The sequence below is a fragment of the Maridesulfovibrio salexigens DSM 2638 genome, assembly GCF_000023445.1.
In the GTDB taxonomy this organism is placed as follows: Bacteria; Desulfobacterota; Desulfovibrionia; order Desulfovibrionales; family Desulfovibrionaceae; genus Maridesulfovibrio; species Maridesulfovibrio salexigens.
This window is the reverse complement of record NC_012881.1, coordinates 2209687-2225946: the sequence shown is the minus strand read 5'-3', so window position 1 is coordinate 2225946 and position 16260 is coordinate 2209687. Positions and strand designations below refer to the sequence as shown.

15 protein-coding genes are annotated in these 16260 nt (G+C 46.9%); 1 reads left to right on the top strand and 14 read right to left on the bottom strand.

Features of this window, described 5'->3' with window-relative positions:
• Positions 1–28 precede the first annotated feature (28 nt).
• Positions 29–1015 (bottom strand): UDP-glucose 4-epimerase GalE, encoded by a 987-nt coding sequence (gene galE / locus DESAL_RS10200; protein WP_015851909.1) that lies wholly within the window; start codon positions 1013–1015, stop codon positions 29–31.
• Between the two features lie 294 nt (positions 1016–1309).
• Here galE and DESAL_RS10195 point away from each other — a divergent pair, with 294 nt between their 5' ends.
• Entirely contained in the window at positions 1310–2785 is a 1476-nt protein-coding gene (locus DESAL_RS10195; protein WP_245543733.1) for a DUF4139 domain-containing protein, read from the top strand.
• A gap of 76 nt (positions 2786–2861) precedes the next feature.
• Here DESAL_RS10195 and DESAL_RS10190 read toward each other — a convergent pair whose 3' ends face one another.
• The 13 genes from DESAL_RS10190 to DESAL_RS10130 form a co-directional block, all read right to left on the bottom strand.
• Positions 2862–4154, bottom strand: a complete 1293-nt coding sequence (locus DESAL_RS10190; protein WP_015851907.1) for an OmpP1/FadL family transporter — start codon at positions 4152–4154, stop codon at positions 2862–2864.
• A gap of 464 nt (positions 4155–4618) precedes the next feature.
• On the bottom strand, positions 4619–5362 hold the full coding sequence (locus DESAL_RS10185) for a TlyA family RNA methyltransferase (protein WP_015851906.1): 744 nt from the start codon (positions 5360–5362) through the stop codon (positions 4619–4621).
• The gene (thrC, locus tag DESAL_RS10180) at positions 5363–6814 is read right to left on the bottom strand and encodes a threonine synthase (RefSeq protein ID WP_015851905.1); all 1452 of its coding nucleotides are present in this window, start codon (positions 6812–6814) and stop codon (positions 5363–5365) included.
• A gap of 224 nt (positions 6815–7038) precedes the next feature.
• Positions 7039–7542 carry a DUF456 domain-containing protein gene (locus DESAL_RS10175; RefSeq protein WP_015851904.1) on the bottom strand — a complete coding sequence of 168 codons (504 nt, stop codon included), beginning with the start codon at positions 7540–7542 and terminating at the stop codon, positions 7039–7041.
• Positions 7543–7545: 3 nt separating this feature from the next.
• Positions 7546–8841, bottom strand: a complete 1296-nt coding sequence (locus DESAL_RS10170) for a phenylacetate--CoA ligase family protein (protein WP_015851903.1) — start codon at positions 8839–8841, stop codon at positions 7546–7548.
• Positions 8842–8894: 53 nt separating this feature from the next.
• Positions 8895–10322: a replicative DNA helicase gene (dnaB, locus tag DESAL_RS10165; protein ID WP_015851902.1), complete on the bottom strand. Its 1428-nt coding sequence runs from the start codon at positions 10320–10322 to the stop codon at positions 8895–8897.
• Positions 10297–10830: a 50S ribosomal protein L9 gene (rplI, locus tag DESAL_RS10160; protein WP_015851901.1), complete on the bottom strand. Its 534-nt coding sequence runs from the start codon at positions 10828–10830 to the stop codon at positions 10297–10299. Before rplI ends, dnaB begins: the two co-directional genes overlap by 26 nt.
• Positions 10831–10839: 9 nt before the next feature.
• Positions 10840–11100, bottom strand: a complete 261-nt coding sequence (gene rpsR / locus DESAL_RS10155; RefSeq protein WP_015851900.1) for a 30S ribosomal protein S18 — start codon at positions 11098–11100, stop codon at positions 10840–10842.
• A gap of 2 nt (positions 11101–11102) precedes the next feature.
• Positions 11103–11414: a 30S ribosomal protein S6 gene (rpsF, locus tag DESAL_RS10150; protein ID WP_015851899.1), complete on the bottom strand. Its 312-nt coding sequence runs from the start codon at positions 11412–11414 to the stop codon at positions 11103–11105.
• 171 nt (positions 11415–11585) lie between these two features.
• On the bottom strand, positions 11586–12350 hold the full coding sequence (locus DESAL_RS10145) for an enoyl-ACP reductase FabI (RefSeq protein ID WP_015851898.1): 765 nt from the start codon (positions 12348–12350) through the stop codon (positions 11586–11588).
• Positions 12351–12388: 38 nt separating this feature from the next.
• Complete coding sequence (locus DESAL_RS10140; RefSeq protein WP_015851897.1) at positions 12389–13288, bottom strand: phosphoribosylaminoimidazolesuccinocarboxamide synthase; 900 nt, start codon at positions 13286–13288, stop codon at positions 12389–12391.
• A 12-nt stretch (positions 13289–13300) separates the two neighbouring features.
• The gene (gene hisD / locus DESAL_RS10135; protein ID WP_015851896.1) at positions 13301–14605 is read right to left on the bottom strand and encodes a histidinol dehydrogenase; all 1305 of its coding nucleotides are present in this window, start codon (positions 14603–14605) and stop codon (positions 13301–13303) included.
• 191 nt (positions 14606–14796) lie between these two features.
• Positions 14797–16179 (bottom strand): outer membrane homotrimeric porin, encoded by a 1383-nt coding sequence (locus DESAL_RS10130; protein ID WP_015851895.1) that lies wholly within the window; start codon positions 16177–16179, stop codon positions 14797–14799.
• Positions 16180–16260 lie beyond the last annotated feature (81 nt).

Here is a 16260-nt window from a genome sequence, read left to right as displayed (position 1 = left end):
CCAGCTTTTAATTTTGCATAGTTTGATTTTAATATGCGGGATTTTTGTGCCAGCGGTACGCTGTTTCGATTATATCACGCAGGTCGGCATACTGCGGAGTCCAGTTAAGTGTTTTAGCTGCTTTCGAGCTGTCAGCCACAAGCCTTGGTGAATCTCCGGCCCTTGCAGGCTCGTAGTCGAATTGAATTTCTCTTCCGATTACTTCGCTTGAAGATTTGATTACATCAAGAATGCTGAATCCTTTCCCGTTTCCGAGGTTGAAGGAGTGGGCACCCTTATTGCTGTCCATAAATCCGATGGCTTTGAGGTGTGCATCGCATAGATCGAGAATATGGATGTAGTCGCGCACGCATGTGCCATCAGGTGTTGGGTAATCGCTGCCGAAAATTTTCAATCTGCGCCCTTCATCAATGCAGCTGAGCAGGATGTTAGGAATGAGGTGGGTTTCAGGTGAATGAGCTTCCCCGATTGTACTATCCGGGTGCGCTCCGGCGGCATTAAAGTATCTGAAACAGACAGAATTCAGCCCATAAGCTACTGCGTAGTCCTGTAAAATTTCTTCAACCTGAAGTTTTGTTCTGCCATATGGATTCAGCGGTTTTAGAGGATGATCTTCGGTGATCATTTCCATTACCGGTTCGCCATAAACTGCAGCAGTTGACGAGAAAACAAATTTATTTACACCATGTTTGCGCATGGCCTGCAGCAGATTGAGGGTTCCGGTTACGTTATTGTCATAGTACTCAAAAGGTTTTTCAACAGATTCGCTGACTACGATCAGTCCGGAAAAATGGAAGACCGCATCAAATGAATTTTCAGCAAAGAGCTTTGCAAGGTCTTCTGGGTTACGCAGATCACCCTGTACAAATTTACCCCATTTAAGAGCCTCTGCATGTCCTGTAGAGAGGTTGTCGAAGACTGTGACGTCGTGTCCGGCTTCGGCAATCATTCTGGTCATGTGTGAACCGATATATCCGGCACCGCCGCAGACGAGCAGCGAAAGTTTATTGCCCATTATTATGCTCCGGTTGTAGTGAGTAGATTTAGTCTCAAACGCAAAGACTATTTATCAAATTGAATGATTTGTCGAGAGAAGGCTTAATCCAAGGTAAGAGCAGTAGAATCTAATTAAGTGAGTGCTGATTGAGTGTTGTTGAACCTGATCGATATCTGCTATGATGTCTAACCTAGGATTATTTAAATATGATTATTAACCGAGGATGATGATTTGCAAAAAAAAATTATATGCATGACTTTGGTATTATGTGTTTTGTTTTGCAGCTCAGCCTTTGCTGTCTCTGAAAGGGTTGTGTTTTACCCTTCAGGGGCTGATTTTAGCAGCAAGGTTAAAGCTGATTTGAAACGTGACGTAAACGGTGATTATGCAATGTTTACTCTTTCCGGGCAGGCTGTTCCGGAAACATTCACCATAGCTTCTTTGACCAAGGGCGTTGCAATTAATGATGTGTCGTGGTCCCGGAGCGATTTGTCCCGTTCGCCCGCAGCGATTGAGTTGGGCAAAAAAATTGATCAGCTTAAATTCAAGAAAGATGCTGTAATTTCCCAGAAGCAGGCTGTGGATGGCGGAATTGCTTTTTGGAAAGAGCGGGGAATAGATCAGCAGATAAAGCCTTCAGATTTAGGCAATGTAGCTGGACAGGTGGTCGCTAATCTTTCGAAGCTCTACACAGAATCAGCTAAGCTTGCGGTCAAAATTAATGAATTGAAGGAACTGATTAATGATTTGCAGCGACAGCTGAGAGAAATGGCTGGGGGTGACAAGCTGGTCTGGAATGTAAAGGTTTCAGTTGCTTCCAAGGGAGCTAAGAGTGCAGACTTTAAAATTGGCTATATGCTCCGCAATTGCGGCTGGGAGCCTAAGTATAAGTTAGATGCCTTTCCCGGTAGTGGGAAAGTCCAGTTTACTTTTGAGGCTGAAATTTATCAGGGAAGCGGGATGGACTTCAAGAATTGTGATGTCGCACTTGCTACAGTTAAGAAGCAATCGCGAATTTCACCTCCCGAGCTTGGACGTTGGGTAATAGAACCCAAGCCTGAGCCTGAACCGGAAATGGCCCGTTATGCCATGGATAGTATGAATATGGCGATGGAGGCAGCCTCTGCTCCAGAAGGAGGCGCTGGAACCAGAGTCTTTAAGCGTGCTCCCACAAGGGTCAGCAAGGCAACATATTCTTTATGGGAGATGGGTAAAAAGAATCTTCCTGCTGGCAGTACCCGTAAGTATGCAGTTGAAAGTGAAACATGGAAATCAGAGTTTTCGTTTATAGCTCGTCCTTCACTTACTCCCGATGTGTTTGTTTCTTCAAAAACATTGTTGGCCGAAGCTAAGGATTATCCTGTTGGCGTGGCTCTTATGTTTATGGAAGGTACCATGATCGGTAAAAAGCGTTTTTCTTTTTCCGGCAAAGAGAAGAAACTGTATTTTGGTTCTGATCCCATGCTGAAGGCTGAGCGTAAAACCGTTGAAAAACAATCAGGCGAGCAGGGCATGTTCAATTCCAAGCAGACATACAGTTGGAAGTATAGTCTTGAGCTTGAGAACAGCCGCAAGGTTCCGGTTAAGGTTCTGGTTCAGGAACCTTCCCCTGTGTCAGGAGATAAGCGTATCAAGCTTGAAATTGTTACCGAGCCCAAGGCTGAAATTAAGGAAGATAACTTTGAATGGTTGGTAGACATTCCTGCCGGTGGAAAATATGCTGTGAATTACGGAGTTGAAATGAAGGCTCCGGAAGATATGGATCTTGATCTGGGTATTGGCAGATAAAGCTGTCTGTTACGCTAAAAGAAAAGGCCCGTTCCATATGGAGCGGGCCTTCTTGTTTATTCTGTAAGATCTGAAATTAGAATTCGAATCCGAGGTCAAGGCTGACAATGTGGGTGCGGGAATTGCTGATTTCAGTTTGGAGAATACCTTCAGTCGGTCTTGCTTCGATGGTGCGGTCTTTCATCCAAAGATAGTTGTACGCAGCATCAATTGTGAAGTTCTCGTATTTCCAACCGATACCGAGAGAAACGTTCTGACGGTCACTGGTGGGCAGCATGTAGTCGATGTATCCATCAGGAATCGGGCTCTGGTCGTAGAAGTAACCGACTCTGAGAGAAAGGTCTTCGATGGGCAGGTACTCTACACCGAACTGGAATCTCCAGACATCGTTCCATTTTTTGTCTGAAATAACGGTATTTGTGCCGATAGCGTTAGTATTTTCAAATTCATAGCGAATGTGGCTATAGTCACTCCACAGAGACCAGATAGCGTCAAATTCAAAACTGAGGTTATCCAGCGGTTTGTATTCAAGGCCACCGAAGAACATATGCGGAGTTTTCATGCTCATAATGATGTCAGTGTCATGAAATCTGTTGGGCGCTGCTGCAGCTGCCGCAGCAGAGGGGTTGTAGCTTGCTGAACCGGAAGCAGAGTGGCTCATTTTGCTGCGCCAGGAAAGACCGATGGACCACTGATCTGTGGGGGTGATGTGAATTGCTGCGTTAGCACCGGGGGTGAACCCGTTCACGATAATACGCTGGTCTACATCAAAAGTGTAAGTGTTCGGGTTTTTCAGAGTTGAAGCATCAAGTTTCTTTCTGAGATCGGCGCGAACCTTCATAAATTCAAGACCTGCAGCAATAGATACGTATTCATTGAATTTGTAGGCGAGGTTGGGGTTGAAAGAGTAACTTTCAATTGCGGTATTATAGGAAGCATATCTACCGGCCCAGTTTTCATCGAATTCAGTACCAAGCCCAAAGCGTGTAAAGGTACCTACACCAAGCCAGAGATTATCATTAATCTGGTGGGTAATATAGGCGCTGGGCGGGAAGTAAGAGTTCTCGGTCATACTGGATTTGGTGGAAACACCATTGTAGGTGGTAGTCAGATCCATTTTCGGAGAGATCATGGCTACACCGGCCTGAATGTGTGTTCCTTCCAGCTGTGTGATACCTGCTGGGTTCCATGCAATGGCAGACGGATCATCTGCTTTAGCTACCACGGCGCCACCAAGTGCGTTGCCTCGAGCTCCCCACTCGTAGATGGCAAAACCTGCTGCTTCAGCTTTGGTGCTGAATCCGGGAACTGTTGCCAATCCCATCAAAATGATCAGCATGCTGAGACATGCTGTGAACTTGGTCCTCATATACACTCCTTCAAAAAAAATGCTGAAAATGCTTAATGACTTAGCTGTGTTAAAGTCATCCCCTCAAGAAAATGCATATATTGACTATCTTGAATGTTAAATTAAGTAAAGTAAAATTGACGCAATTGTAAATTGTTGTGAAAATAATACAGAGCTAAATTGATCTGAAATAGCATACATGTGTGTATGTTTGTTTTGTATGACAGAGTTATTTAGTTGTTATTGTATGTACTAATTAATTTATACAATGTTAATCGTTGTCTTTAAGGCGTAAGCAATAGTGATGTTGAATGGAAATGTATCTGAACTGATAGTTGGTTGCTGTTGTTCAAAATGATTTTAATAATGTTTAATACTTTGTTTAAAATTAATGTTTTTTATATATAGATGAGAAATGTTGATTAAAATAAAAAGGCAGTCACATTTCTATGACTGCCTTCGTTACTTGATATAGATATAATTGATCAGCGGACGAAATAAGCAAGATATTCCTGATTACCTTTAGGCCCCTTAATACTTGAAGGGACTAAACCTTTGAGCTGTAGCCCAAGTTCGGAAGAAGCAAAATTAACTATCATATCAACTGTTTGTTGTCTTAATGCCTTGTCGCGCACAATCCCTTTATCTGTCTGACCGGGGCCGACTTCGAATTGAGGCTTAATCAAACAGACAATCTCGCCGTTTTCTTTAAGGAATCTAACTAAAGCCGGAAGTATCTTAGTTAAAGAAATAAAGGATACGTCACAGACTACCAGATCAACTTTTTCAGGAATCAGATCTTCCTCGGCATGGCGCAGGTTAATGCGTTCAAGGTTGGTAACGCGTTCGTCCTGTTGCAGCTTCCAATGTAACTGTCCGTAGCCAACGTCTGCTGCGTACACACGAACTGCACCAAATTGGAGCATGCAGTCGGTAAAACCGCCTGTGGAAGCGCCTGCATCAAGGGCAACCTTGCCCTCAGGATTAAGGCCCAGCTCTTCGATGGCTGTGAGCAGCTTGTAGCCGCCACGACTTACAAAGCGGTCGCGACCTTTAACCACAATTTCAAGATCAGGATCAAGCTGCATTCCCGGTTTAGTAACCGGAAGCTTCTGTCCGTCCTTGAGGTAGTGGGCCTGTCCAGCCATGATCATGCGCTTTGCCTGCTCCCGGCTTTCAGAAAGGCCTTGAGCAAAAAGCATCTGGTCTGCGCGTTCCTTTTTTGCCACTTATTTTTTCTCCAGCCCGAGCATGGAAACAACGTTTTCTGCTGCCTTGGAAATGTAAGCCGCTTCAGACATTTTTTCTTTCTCGCTTCCTTCAATTACAAGCTCTGGCTTGTTGGCGCGGGTAGAGTCCGGGGTTACTTCATATTCAGCGGGAAAATCGTTCTGGTAGTACATGTCCTGAAAGCCGATGAATTTAAGTTGGTGTGCGGTAGAATCGAGCACAGCGCTTTCGTTTTCGCTAATCAGGCCCAGTTCTTTAGCCCGAATAAGTCCGGCAAAGCATTCACCACCCTGAGTGCACGCAATGTGACCGTGGGAGTTGGCTAGTAGCATGGAGTCCATAATCATCTGTTCGCTGACCTGAACAACCTGAAATGCTTTTTTGCCGCCGATAGCTTCAAATTTCTCAGCAAAATGCTTCACGCGCGGGAAGGAAACAGGGTTTCCGATCATTGCTGCCTGAGCTACAGAAGGCTGTACTTTAACCGGCTGGTATTCACGCTCGTTGGGATCTTCAATAGAATAGTAACGGTATACTGGGTCTGCATGGGCGGACTGAACACCGAATACGCGGGGCAGGTCGGTGATGATTTCAAGTTCATAGAGCTTGAGGAAGCCAGCCATAATTGCAGTGATGTTACCGGCGTTTCCGATAGGCACGAAGATACATTTGTCTTTAAGATCCCAATCGTACCACTGGGCAACTTCAAAAGCGTAGGATTCCTGACCCAGAATACGCCATGAGTTCTTGGAGTTGAGAAGCGCTACACGGTAGTTATCAGCGAGATTTTCAACGACTTTCATGCAGTCATCAAATACACCGGGAACTTCCAGTACCTTAGCACCGCTGCCCAAAGGCTGAGCAAGCTGCTGCGGGGTAACTTTGCCCTGCGGCAGGATAACTACGGATTTAACACCTTCTTTCATATAAGAAGCGTAGAGGGCTGCCGCGGCGGAGGTATCACCAGTAGATGCACAAACGGTCAGGATCTCGTCCCAATTGTTTTTGTTCATCAGAGTGTTAATATAGCTGAAAGCACAGGCCATTCCGCGGTCTTTAAAAGATGCACTGGGGTTCTGGCCGTCGTTTTTATATGCGGTCTTGATTCCGGTTACATCATTAAGAGCGGGGCTGGAGGCAACGATGGGAGTGTTTCCTTCACCGAGATAAAGGATTTCATTTTCTTCCATTACGGGAGCGAAAAGCTCGTAGAAGCGGAAGATACCACGCAGGCTGTCGTTTTTAGTGGCGCAACGGGCATCAAAAATTTCGCGCCATTCTTTGCCGCTGGTCTTTTTCAGTTCATCGAAATTCAGGTCTTCAAGGATGAAAACAGAACCGCATTCAGGGCAGGTGTAGTGTAATTCGTTCACGTCGTAACGGGCATTACAACCCAGACAGTGATATTCCATTTTACCGCGATATTCCGGAAATTCATTAGCAAGAGTCATATTGTTCCCTTTTGCCTTCGGCGACCCTGCCGGGGTCTTAAACCCTTTTGCAAAAGGGTTTAAGAATCCCAAAAACTTTTATTAGGGTTTCGCCGTTTTAAGTTTAGCTAAGATATTGTTCTAAAAAATAAAAACAAACATTAATAGGGATTCCAAAGGGGCTTAGCTCCTTTGGCCGCCGGAGGCGAAATCAATTTATTTAAAGCGCGAAGCGCATCAAAATTCTAAGCAGGCCAGATCTTAGGAATGCTCATGGCAAACATCCAGACACCGAGGCTGATCTTAATTGCCATGCCGAATGCTTTACCCCAGAACGCGCCACATGCGGAATGCTTTGCTTCGTCGAAGCTTCTGCCGTGGGTCAGTTCCAATACGAGGCATCCGCCAAAAGATCCGAGCAGAGCACCGGGAAGGGCACCGAGTCCGAAAAAGAACGGTGCTCCGAGGATCGCTCCACCGATTGCGCCGACGAACGCGCCAATATTTCCGCGTCCGGTTGCGCCGTACTTTTTACCGCCAAAATACTGGGCGACAAACTCGAGGATTTCGCCCACCAAGGCGATCACCCCGAGAATTATGATAAAGTTCCAGGTCATTGTTTCCGGCTGGTAGAATTTCCATGCGGCAACAAGGGCCAAAACCAACCAGTTTGCCGGTAGACCGAACACATGCAATGCCAGCGAGCAGAGCATGAGCAGAATAACCAGAACTGCCAATGCGGTAATCATTCGCTATTCCTCATCCCTGAGGTCAACTACACGTACAGCCTTTCCTTCAGATTTGGGAATAGAGTTGTGCTGTACGAGCTCTACTCTGGGAGTAATGAGAATTTCATCGCGCAGCATTCCGGCAATCTTTTTCTGAATGCCCTGCAAAGCGCGCATATCTTCAATAAAGTATTCTTCTTTAATCTCTACCTTGACCCTGATCTGATCCATGAGACCTTCCTTGATCAGCTCAATGAGGTAGTTCTGACCAACTTCAGGGATACCCATGATGATTTTTTCGATCTGCATCGGGTAGATGTTTACACCCTTAAGGATGAGCATATCGTCAGCGCGGCCCATGATACGGTCAATGCGTCGTGAGGTACGACCGCATTTACACTCACCGGGAATGAAGCGGGTCAGGTCACGGGTGCGGTAGCGAATGATAGGCATGCCTTCACGGGTAAGTGTTGTCATGACCAGTTCACCTACTTCGCCATCAGCAACATGTTCCCCGGTTTCAGGGTTGATGATTTCAGCGATATAGGAGTCTTCCCAGACATGCATGCCGTTTTGCTCGAGACATTCGAATGCTACACCCGGACCGTTCATTTCAGATAGGCCGTAAGAGTTGTATGCCTTGATGTGCATAAGCTCTTCAATTTTACGGCGAGTGTGCTCAGTATGTGGTTCAGCACCAATGAGGGCAACTTTCCAAGGCATTTCAGCCGGATCAAAACCTTCTTCGCGAACTTTGGCTGCAAAATAAAGAGCAAAAGAGGGAATGATGTGAAGTCCGGTAACGTTAAAATCACGGATGAGTTTGATCTGGCGTTTGGTATTACCAGCTCCGGCAGGAACTGTGAGGCACCCAAGTCTTTCCGCACCATAATGGATGCCAAGGCCACCGGTAAAAAGGCCGTAACCTGACATATTTTGAAAAATGTCGCTTTTTCTCAGGCCGACTGAGTACATGGATCTGGCCATGAGGTCAGCCCAGGTATCAAGGTCCTTTTGAGTGTAAAGGATAGCTGTGGGTGTTCCGGTAGTACCGGAAGAAGCGTGCAGACGCACGAAATTATCCAGCGGCTGGGTAAGCAGTCCATAAGGATACTGAGAGCGCAGATCGTCTTTAGTGGTAAAGGGTAGTTTTGTTATGTCATCAGCTGTTTTGATGACAGAAGGGTCGATGCTGTTTTTCTTGAAAACTTCACTATAATACGGAGAATTGGCAGCCTGTTCGATGGTTTTCTTTAATCTTTGAACTTGGAGTTCTTCCAGTTTACCCCTTTCGAGGGTCTCGGCTTCATGAAAATACATTAATTTTCTCCGTGTAAGTGTTTTCTGTGCATCACGTCATAAATAATATCCGATTATTCATCGTCGTATTCTGACGGATATGGTTCGGCAGCAAGGTTTTCAAAAGCAGTATAGGGGCCGAGGAAGGCAAGTTTTACAATGCCTGTAGGACCGTTACGCTGTTTACCGATGATAACTTCTGCTGTGTTGGTGATAGGTTTGTCTTCTTTCTTGTTGTAGAAATCTTCGCGGTAAAGGAAAAGAATAATATCAGCATCCTGTTCGATAGCACCGGATTCACGCAAGTCAGACATCATGGGACGTTTGTCAGTACGTTCTTCAACCTTACGGTTAAGCTGTGACAGGGCAATGACAGGAATATTCAATTCTTTAGCAAGAGCTTTCAGTGTTCTTGAAATATCTGAAATTTCCTGTTCACGCGAATCAACACGGGCACTGGAACGCATCAGCTGCAGGTAATCAACCATTACCAGCCCAAGATTGTGTTGGGATTTTAAGCGCCTGCAACGTGCGCGCAGTTCCATAGTGGAGATAGCCGGGGTATCATCAATAAAAATGGGGGCTTCTGTCAAGTCCTGAGCTGCATCATATAGTTTGGCCCAGTCTTCGTCATCAAGCTGCCCGGTTCTTAGGCGTGAAAGATCAACCTTGCCATGGCAGGCAAGCATACGAGTCATGAGCTGTCCCATTGCCATTTCAAGCGAAAAGACAGCAGTAGTAACTCCGGAATGAAGGGCTGCCCGCATTGCTACGTTAAGGGCAAAAGCGGTTTTACCCATACTGGGACGTCCTGCGATAATGATCAGGTCAGAGTTCTGGAGACCAGCGGTCATCTCATCGAATTTGTGGTATGTGGTGTTTATACCGGTGACAAGAGATTTTTGCGCAACTCTATTTTCAAGATCTTGAAATACTTCTTGGATGAGGGCTTTACTGCCCTTGATGGTAGTGTTCTTTTTATTGTCAGTAATGTCAAAAATAGCCTGCTCGGAATGATCGAGGAGCTCTTTGACATCCTGAGCTTCGAAGCTTTCATTGATGATGTTGGCGGCAGTATCAATCAGGCTGCGCTGAATGCTTTTTTCTGCTACGATTTCAGCATGGTGCAGGGCATTAGCAGAGCTGACAACAGAGTTTGCCAATTCTGCAAGATATACCGGGCCGCCGACTGAATCGATTTTGTCTTTAGCTGTAAGGTATTCGCTGACAGTAATCAGGTCGATGGGCGCATTTCGACCATAGAGATCTTCAAAGGCCCGGAAAATTTCCTGATGAGCAGGGGAGTAGAAATCGTCGGATTTGACTATATCAACGAGGTCGTTGAATATGGTATTGCTTAGAAAAACCCCGCCAAGAACAGCCTGTTCGGCTTCAAGGTTGTGCGGCGGGACTTTACGCAAAAGATCGGACGAAGCGTCGTTAGACGCTCCGCCCGAATTGTAGTCTGAGCCTAATTTACGCTTCAGTTGCTTCTTCTGCATCTTCAGCTACTTCGGTTTCAGCGGGTGCTTCAACCTCTTCAGCGGGCTCTTCTTCAACCGGTCCGCCAACTTTGGCTACAACCAGTTTAACTTCACCGCGAACTTCGGGGTGGAGTTTAATTTCGATGTCGTACTCACCGAGGGAACGGATAGGATCGGACAGCAGGATTTTTCTGCGGTCGATATCAAAATCCATTTCAGCGAGAGCGTCAGCGATGTTAACTGCGGTTACGGAACCGTACAGTTTGTCGCCTTCACCAACACGAACTTCAATTTTAACTTCAACTTCAGCCAGTTTGTCTCTGAGACCTTCTGCCTGAGTGCGGAGATTGTCAGCCATTTCCTGAAGCTTTCTTTTTTCAAGCTCGAACTGCTTGAGGTTAGCTTCGGAAGCGGGCATAGCCAGTCCCTGAGGAATCAGGTAGTTACGGCCATAACCAGCTTTAACGGTAACAATGTCACCAAGACTACCCAGAGCGTCTACGTCGGCACGTAAAATAAGTTTCATGTAGTCCCCCTAGATGCTCTTTTTCTTTACATCGGTGCTGTGCACAGTAGTGTAGTGCATGAGAGCCATCTGTCTGGAACGCTTGATTTCAGTGGTCAGACGGCGCTGGTGCTTAGCGCAGGTACCGGTGATTCTGCGGGCAATAATTTTGCCGCGCTCGGTTACGAAGTCCTTGAGAATGTCAGGACGTTTATAATCGAGGGGAAGGTTCTTATCCGCGCAAAAGCGGCAGAACTTTCTTTTCGGTGTGAATTTTCTTTTGAATGCCATGATTAAGCCTCCTCTGCCTTAGCGGTTTCATCAAGTTTAACAGTTACGAACTTGAAGATACCATCGGTGATACGGATGTTGCGCTCGAGTTCTGCAACCAGCGGGCCGGGTGCGTCGAAAATGAGGCGGACATAGTATCCACGGGTCTGGTTCTGGACAGGGTAAGCCAGCTGGCGGGAACCCCAATCGTCGATCTCATCCATTTTGCCGCCTTCGCGGTCGATGATTGCGATGAGTCCTTCTACGATTTCCTTGCGGCTGTCGCTCGCAAGTTCAGGGCTCAAAAGCAAAAGTACTTCATACTTTCTGAGCATATTAACTCCTCCTTATGGTCTATGGCCCTTTCCTATATAAGGGCAAGGCAAAAGGGATGTTTATTCCCTTCACTCAGTCCTGTCAAGCAGGAAAGAGACTATATCTTAAAAATAAAAAAGCCGGAAGCTTAAAAAAGCTTCCGGCCATAGGGATCGAGATCCGGACGGAACTTAAATTCCGAGGATGTTGTAACCGCAATCCACGAAGTGGGTTTCACCGGTAACACCTGCGGAAAGGTCGGATGCGTAGTAGACTGCAGTCTTACCAACATCTTCAGTGGTTACATTGCGTTTGAGCGGGGCACGCTCTTCAATGTGTCTGAAAATGTCTTTGAAGCTGGAGATGCCGGACGCAGCAAGGGTCTTGATGGGACCGGCGCTGATGGCATTAATGCGGACATCTTTTTCACCGAGATCAACAGCAAGGTAGCGTACGCTTGCTTCGAGAGTAGCTTTTGCAACGCCCATTACATTGTAGTTGGTGATGACTCTGCTTGCGCCGAGATAGGTCATAGCCATGACGGAACCGCCGGGCTTGATCAGATCTTCGTATGCATTACAGAGGCTGACCAGAGAGTAAGCAGAAACGTCCATTGCGAGATGGAAACCATCGCGGGAAGTTTCAATGTAGCGTTTTTTGAGATCGTCACGGTTGGCGAAAGCAACAGAGTGGATGAGGATATCAAAATCTCCCCACTGTTCTTTTACTTCAGCAACAGAAGCGGCGATACTTTCATCGCTCTGCACATCACACTGGAAGGTGAATGCGCCGCCCAGCTCTTCACTGATGGGCTCAACACGTTTCTTGATGGCATCATTAACGTAGCTGAAAGCCAGTTCAGCTCCATGTTCTTTAAACTGCTTGGCGATGCCGTAAGCAATGCTTTTTTTGTTAGCAACACCGAAAATCAGTGCTTTTTTACCTTTCAGAAGCATTGATATCTCCTTATTTTATACTTGCTTTTTAGAAGCTATTAAGCGTCAAGTTCGCTTTCAGTCAAGAGGGTGAACGCTTCCATGTACTTATCGCGAGTTTTGGTGGCGATTTCTTCGGGTACTTCGGGAGCCGGAGGCTGTTTATTGAAATTAATTTCTGTCAGCCAGTCACGAAGGAACTGTTTGTCAAAACTAGGCTGGGATTTGCCTGCTTCATAGCCTTCGACAGGCCAGAAGCGGGAGGAATCCGGAGTCAATACTTCATCAATGATGATTAACTCACCATCATAGATACCGAATTCAAATTTAGTGTCAGCAATGATGATTCCCTTTTCACGTGCGTAGTCGCGGCCACGTTTGTAGATGGAAAGAGTGGCTTCCTGAACTTTATCAAAAAGCTCTTTGCCGAGCATTTCAGTAGCTTTTTCAACGGAAATGTTCTCATCATGCTCACCCAGTTCCGCCTTAGTTGAGGGGGTGAACAGGGGCTGTTCCAGCATTTCGGATTCTTTGAGACCTTCGGGCAGCTTGTGTCCGCAGACTTCGCCGGTTTTCTGGTAGTCTTTCCAGCCGGACCCGGTGATGTAACCGCGTACAATGCACTCGATGGGCAAAGGCTTGGCTTTTTTTACCAGTACGGAGCGTCCTTCCAGCTGGTCACGGTATTTGTGGAGAACTTCAGGATAGTCATCCACTTTGGAAGCGATCAGGTGGTTGGGAATGATGTCTTTGAACATGTCCATCCAGAAAAGAGTGATCTGGTTCAGGATCTTGCCCTTGTCATCAATGGGGTTGGGCATGATGACATCGTAAGCGGAGATTCTGTCGGTGGTAACCAGCAGAAGCTTGTCATCATCCACTTCGTATATGTCACGAACCTTTCCGCGTGAAAGAAGTTTCAGTTCCTTAATATCAGTTTCAACTACATGCTTGGACATCCGCGTATCCTCTTATTTTAATCTGGTTTCAACAGAACGGGCGTGCGCCTCGAGTCCTTCGAGCCTTGCCAGTCTAGCAATTTTACCGCCGTGGCGGTTAATGTAATTCTGATCAGTATAGATCAGACTTGTCTTTTTAGTAAATGTTTCCACTGAGAGTGCAGATGAAAATCTGGCAGTTCCGACAGTGGGCAGTACATGGTTGGGACCTGCGAAGTAGTCACCTACGGGCTCTGGAGTAAAGTGGCCCATGAAGATAGCTCCGGCGTGTTTGATCTGTCCGATTGCACTCCAGGGTTCTTCAAATGCAAGTTCCAAGTGCTCGGGAGCCATGCGGTTTACGAAATCAATACCGGTTTCAAGGTCGGGAACTTTTACGATTGCGCCCCAGTCTTCAAGGGATTTAAGGGCGATTTCGCCACGAGGGAGAAGATCGGCCTGTTTTTTGAGTTCGTATTTAACTTTTACGCCCAGTTCGTCATCCCAAGTAACGAGAATGGAAGAAGCGAGCGGATCGTGTTCAGCCTGAGACAACAGGTCTGCAGCAATCCATGCCGGATCGGAATCGCCATCTGCAAGGATGGCTACTTCACTGGGACCGGCAATCATGTCGATACCAACTTCCCCGACCAGCTGGCCCTTGGCGGTGGCAACAAAGATGTTACCCGGTCCAGCGATTACATCACAGGGGGCAATGGTGTCAGTACCGTAAGCAAGTGCCCCGATAGCCCAAGCGGACCCTGATGCATAAATTTCAGTGATTCCCAATTCCTGTGCTGTGGCAAGGATATAGGGGTTCAGGGTTCCGTCTTTGCGGGGAGGGGAGATAACTGCGATCTCTTTTACTCCGGCAACCTGCGCAGGCACGGCGTTCATGATCATGCTGGAAATAAGCGGTGTTTCACCACCTTGACCGCCGGGTACGTATAAACCGACACGATCAACCGGACGTACCAGTTGACCGAGGATGGTTCCGTCTTCTCCAGTGGTCCACCATGATTCTTCTACCTGTCTGCGGTGAAAATTTCTAATGTTGCGGATAGCCTCTTCGATGATTTCGAGGTCATGGGATTCAATTTCCGCATAAGCGAGACCGCGCTGGTCGCGGCTGACCTTGAGCATGGAATGGTTGAAATCCGGGCAGTCGAACTGTTTGGTGTAATCAACGAGGGCTGCGTCGCCTTCGTTTTTTACTCTCGTGAGGATGTCTTTGACAATGGAGTCAACTTTACTGTCCGGGTTGACTCTGAGTTCGAGCCATTTCTTGATTTCCGGCCAATCTTGCTGTCCGGAATAGGTAATATCTCTGCAAGGCATAGAATTGTCCTTAAGATGTGATTGGTGAGTATGGTTCTTACGAAGAGATGTCTTTAAGATGTGTTGACCCTTAACGTAATGAGCACCAAAAGTCGAGAAGAATAGGTCGCCCGAGGCAGGAAAATAAAAAGGGCCGGGAGTGTGAACTCCCGGCCCCCGGCGTCAAGGCTATGCTAAATTTCTAAGATTTCTTAGAACTTGTAAACGAGACCAAGAGCAAGCTTGAAGTTGGGATCCTGCTTGGTGTTGAGGAAACCATTACCTACGCCGTAGTTTTCCCAGGTACCTTTGTCGAGGTCAACGTCAGCGTAACCGAATTCAACGATAGCTGCCAGTTCGTCGTAGATCTGGTAGTTGGTGTTGAAGTCGATAGCGAAAACGTGGTCTTCGGTGGTCAGGAAGTTACCATCAGCAGTGATGTTAGCGTTGGTAACGCCAGCGCCAGCATTCTTGATCAGGTCTTTGTCGTTGGTACCCTGAATGTAGGTGAAAGCCAGTTTGTGGGTCAGTTTCTCGAAGAAAGAGATGTTGTCAAAAGACAGACCGAGAGCCCAGAAACCGATGGGGTTTTTGCCAAGGTCAGTTTCGGTCAGACCGGAAGCACCGAGGTAGTAGGTGCCGAGATCGAAGTCTTCAGCAACGATGGGCAGACGCTCAGAGCCGTTGCTGGTTTTGTCGTCTTCACCGGTGGTGTAAGCGAACTTCAGAACGGGCTGTACGAAATCGAGACCAGTGTAAGCAACAGATGCGTCAAAGAGGAAACCGGAACGGTCATTCTGTTTAACGTCGCCGTCTACGGAACCGTAAACTGCGTCAGCTGCGAATACGATGGGATCGAACATGTCCATGTTAAAGGAAGTACCGAGCCACCAAGCGTTAGCGTTTTTGGTCATAGCAACGCTGGTGGGTGCCATGAAGTTAGCGTTGTTGCCAAGAGTGTTGGTGTCTTCACCGATTACTGCGTATGCGAAGTAAGGGGTTGCAGAAATACCGTCAAGAGTAATGGGCATTGCTGCGTAGAAGATATCCAGTTCGTCTTTGGAGGTAGCATCAGTGGGGTCATTCTCAAGAGTATCAGTGTAACGGATGAAAGCACCAGCAATAGCGATTTCGTCAGTGATGGGGGTTTCAACCATGAATGCGCCACGGTCAGCATCACCGAGAACCATGGAACCGGTTACTGCGCCAGGCAGGTTGATGGACATGATACCAGCAGAAGTCAGGACTTCGGTGCCGGGGTAGCGGTACTGCATGTAAGCACGTTTTACGTACAGGCCTGTGTCACCGGACTGTTCGTTGGTGTGACCATTACCTACGCGGTTCTTGTACTCAGTGTACAGAACTGCCCAGAGGTTTTCGTTTGCGATGAAACGGAATTCAGTACGAGCACGGAACCAGAAGTTCAGATCATCTTCGTTGGTGCCGCCGTCTTTGTTGGACAGAAAGTCAGGGTTGTCCATGAAGTTCATCTGGAACTGGAACTGACCTTTAGCGTCCAGATCTACTGCAGATGCAGAAGCAGCAAAGCCGAAGACCATGCATGCCAGTACTGCAAGAATAGCAAGTTTTTTCATTTTTTATTCCTTTTGCTGAAATAAATGTTAAGCACGATTGCCTGACGCCTACCTTCAGAAACCGTTCTAGCTCTTCATGAC

Coding starts and splice junctions, on each gene's coding strand:
- galE (WP_015851909.1), bottom strand. CDS start 1,015: ATGGGCAATAAACTTTCGCTGCTCGTCTGCGGCGGTGCCGGATATATC.
- DESAL_RS10190 (WP_015851907.1), bottom strand. CDS start 4,154: ATGAGGACCAAGTTCACAGCATGTCTCAGCATGCTGATCATTTTGATG.
- thrC (WP_015851905.1), bottom strand. CDS start 6,814: ATGACTCTTGCTAATGAATTTCCGGAATATCGCGGTAAAATGGAATAT.
- DESAL_RS10175 (WP_015851904.1), bottom strand. CDS start 7,542: ATGATTACCGCATTGGCAGTTCTGGTTATTCTGCTCATGCTCTGCTCG.
- DESAL_RS10170 (WP_015851903.1), bottom strand. CDS start 8,841: ATGTATTTTCATGAAGCCGAGACCCTCGAAAGGGGTAAACTGGAAGAA.
- dnaB (WP_015851902.1), bottom strand. CDS start 10,322: ATGCAGAAGAAGCAACTGAAGCGTAAATTAGGCTCAGACTACAATTCG.
- rplI (WP_015851901.1), bottom strand. CDS start 10,830: ATGAAACTTATTTTACGTGCCGACGTAGACGCTCTGGGTAGTCTTGGT.
- rpsR (WP_015851900.1), bottom strand. CDS start 11,100: ATGGCATTCAAAAGAAAATTCACACCGAAAAGAAAGTTCTGCCGCTTT.
- rpsF (WP_015851899.1), bottom strand. CDS start 11,414: ATGCTCAGAAAGTATGAAGTACTTTTGCTTTTGAGCCCTGAACTTGCG.
- DESAL_RS10145 (WP_015851898.1), bottom strand. CDS start 12,350: ATGCTTCTGAAAGGTAAAAAAGCACTGATTTTCGGTGTTGCTAACAAA.
- DESAL_RS10140 (WP_015851897.1), bottom strand. CDS start 13,288: ATGTCCAAGCATGTAGTTGAAACTGATATTAAGGAACTGAAACTTCTT.
- hisD (WP_015851896.1), bottom strand. CDS start 14,605: ATGCCTTGCAGAGATATTACCTATTCCGGACAGCAAGATTGGCCGGAA.
- DESAL_RS10130 (WP_015851895.1), bottom strand. CDS start 16,179: ATGAAAAAACTTGCTATTCTTGCAGTACTGGCATGCATGGTCTTCGGC.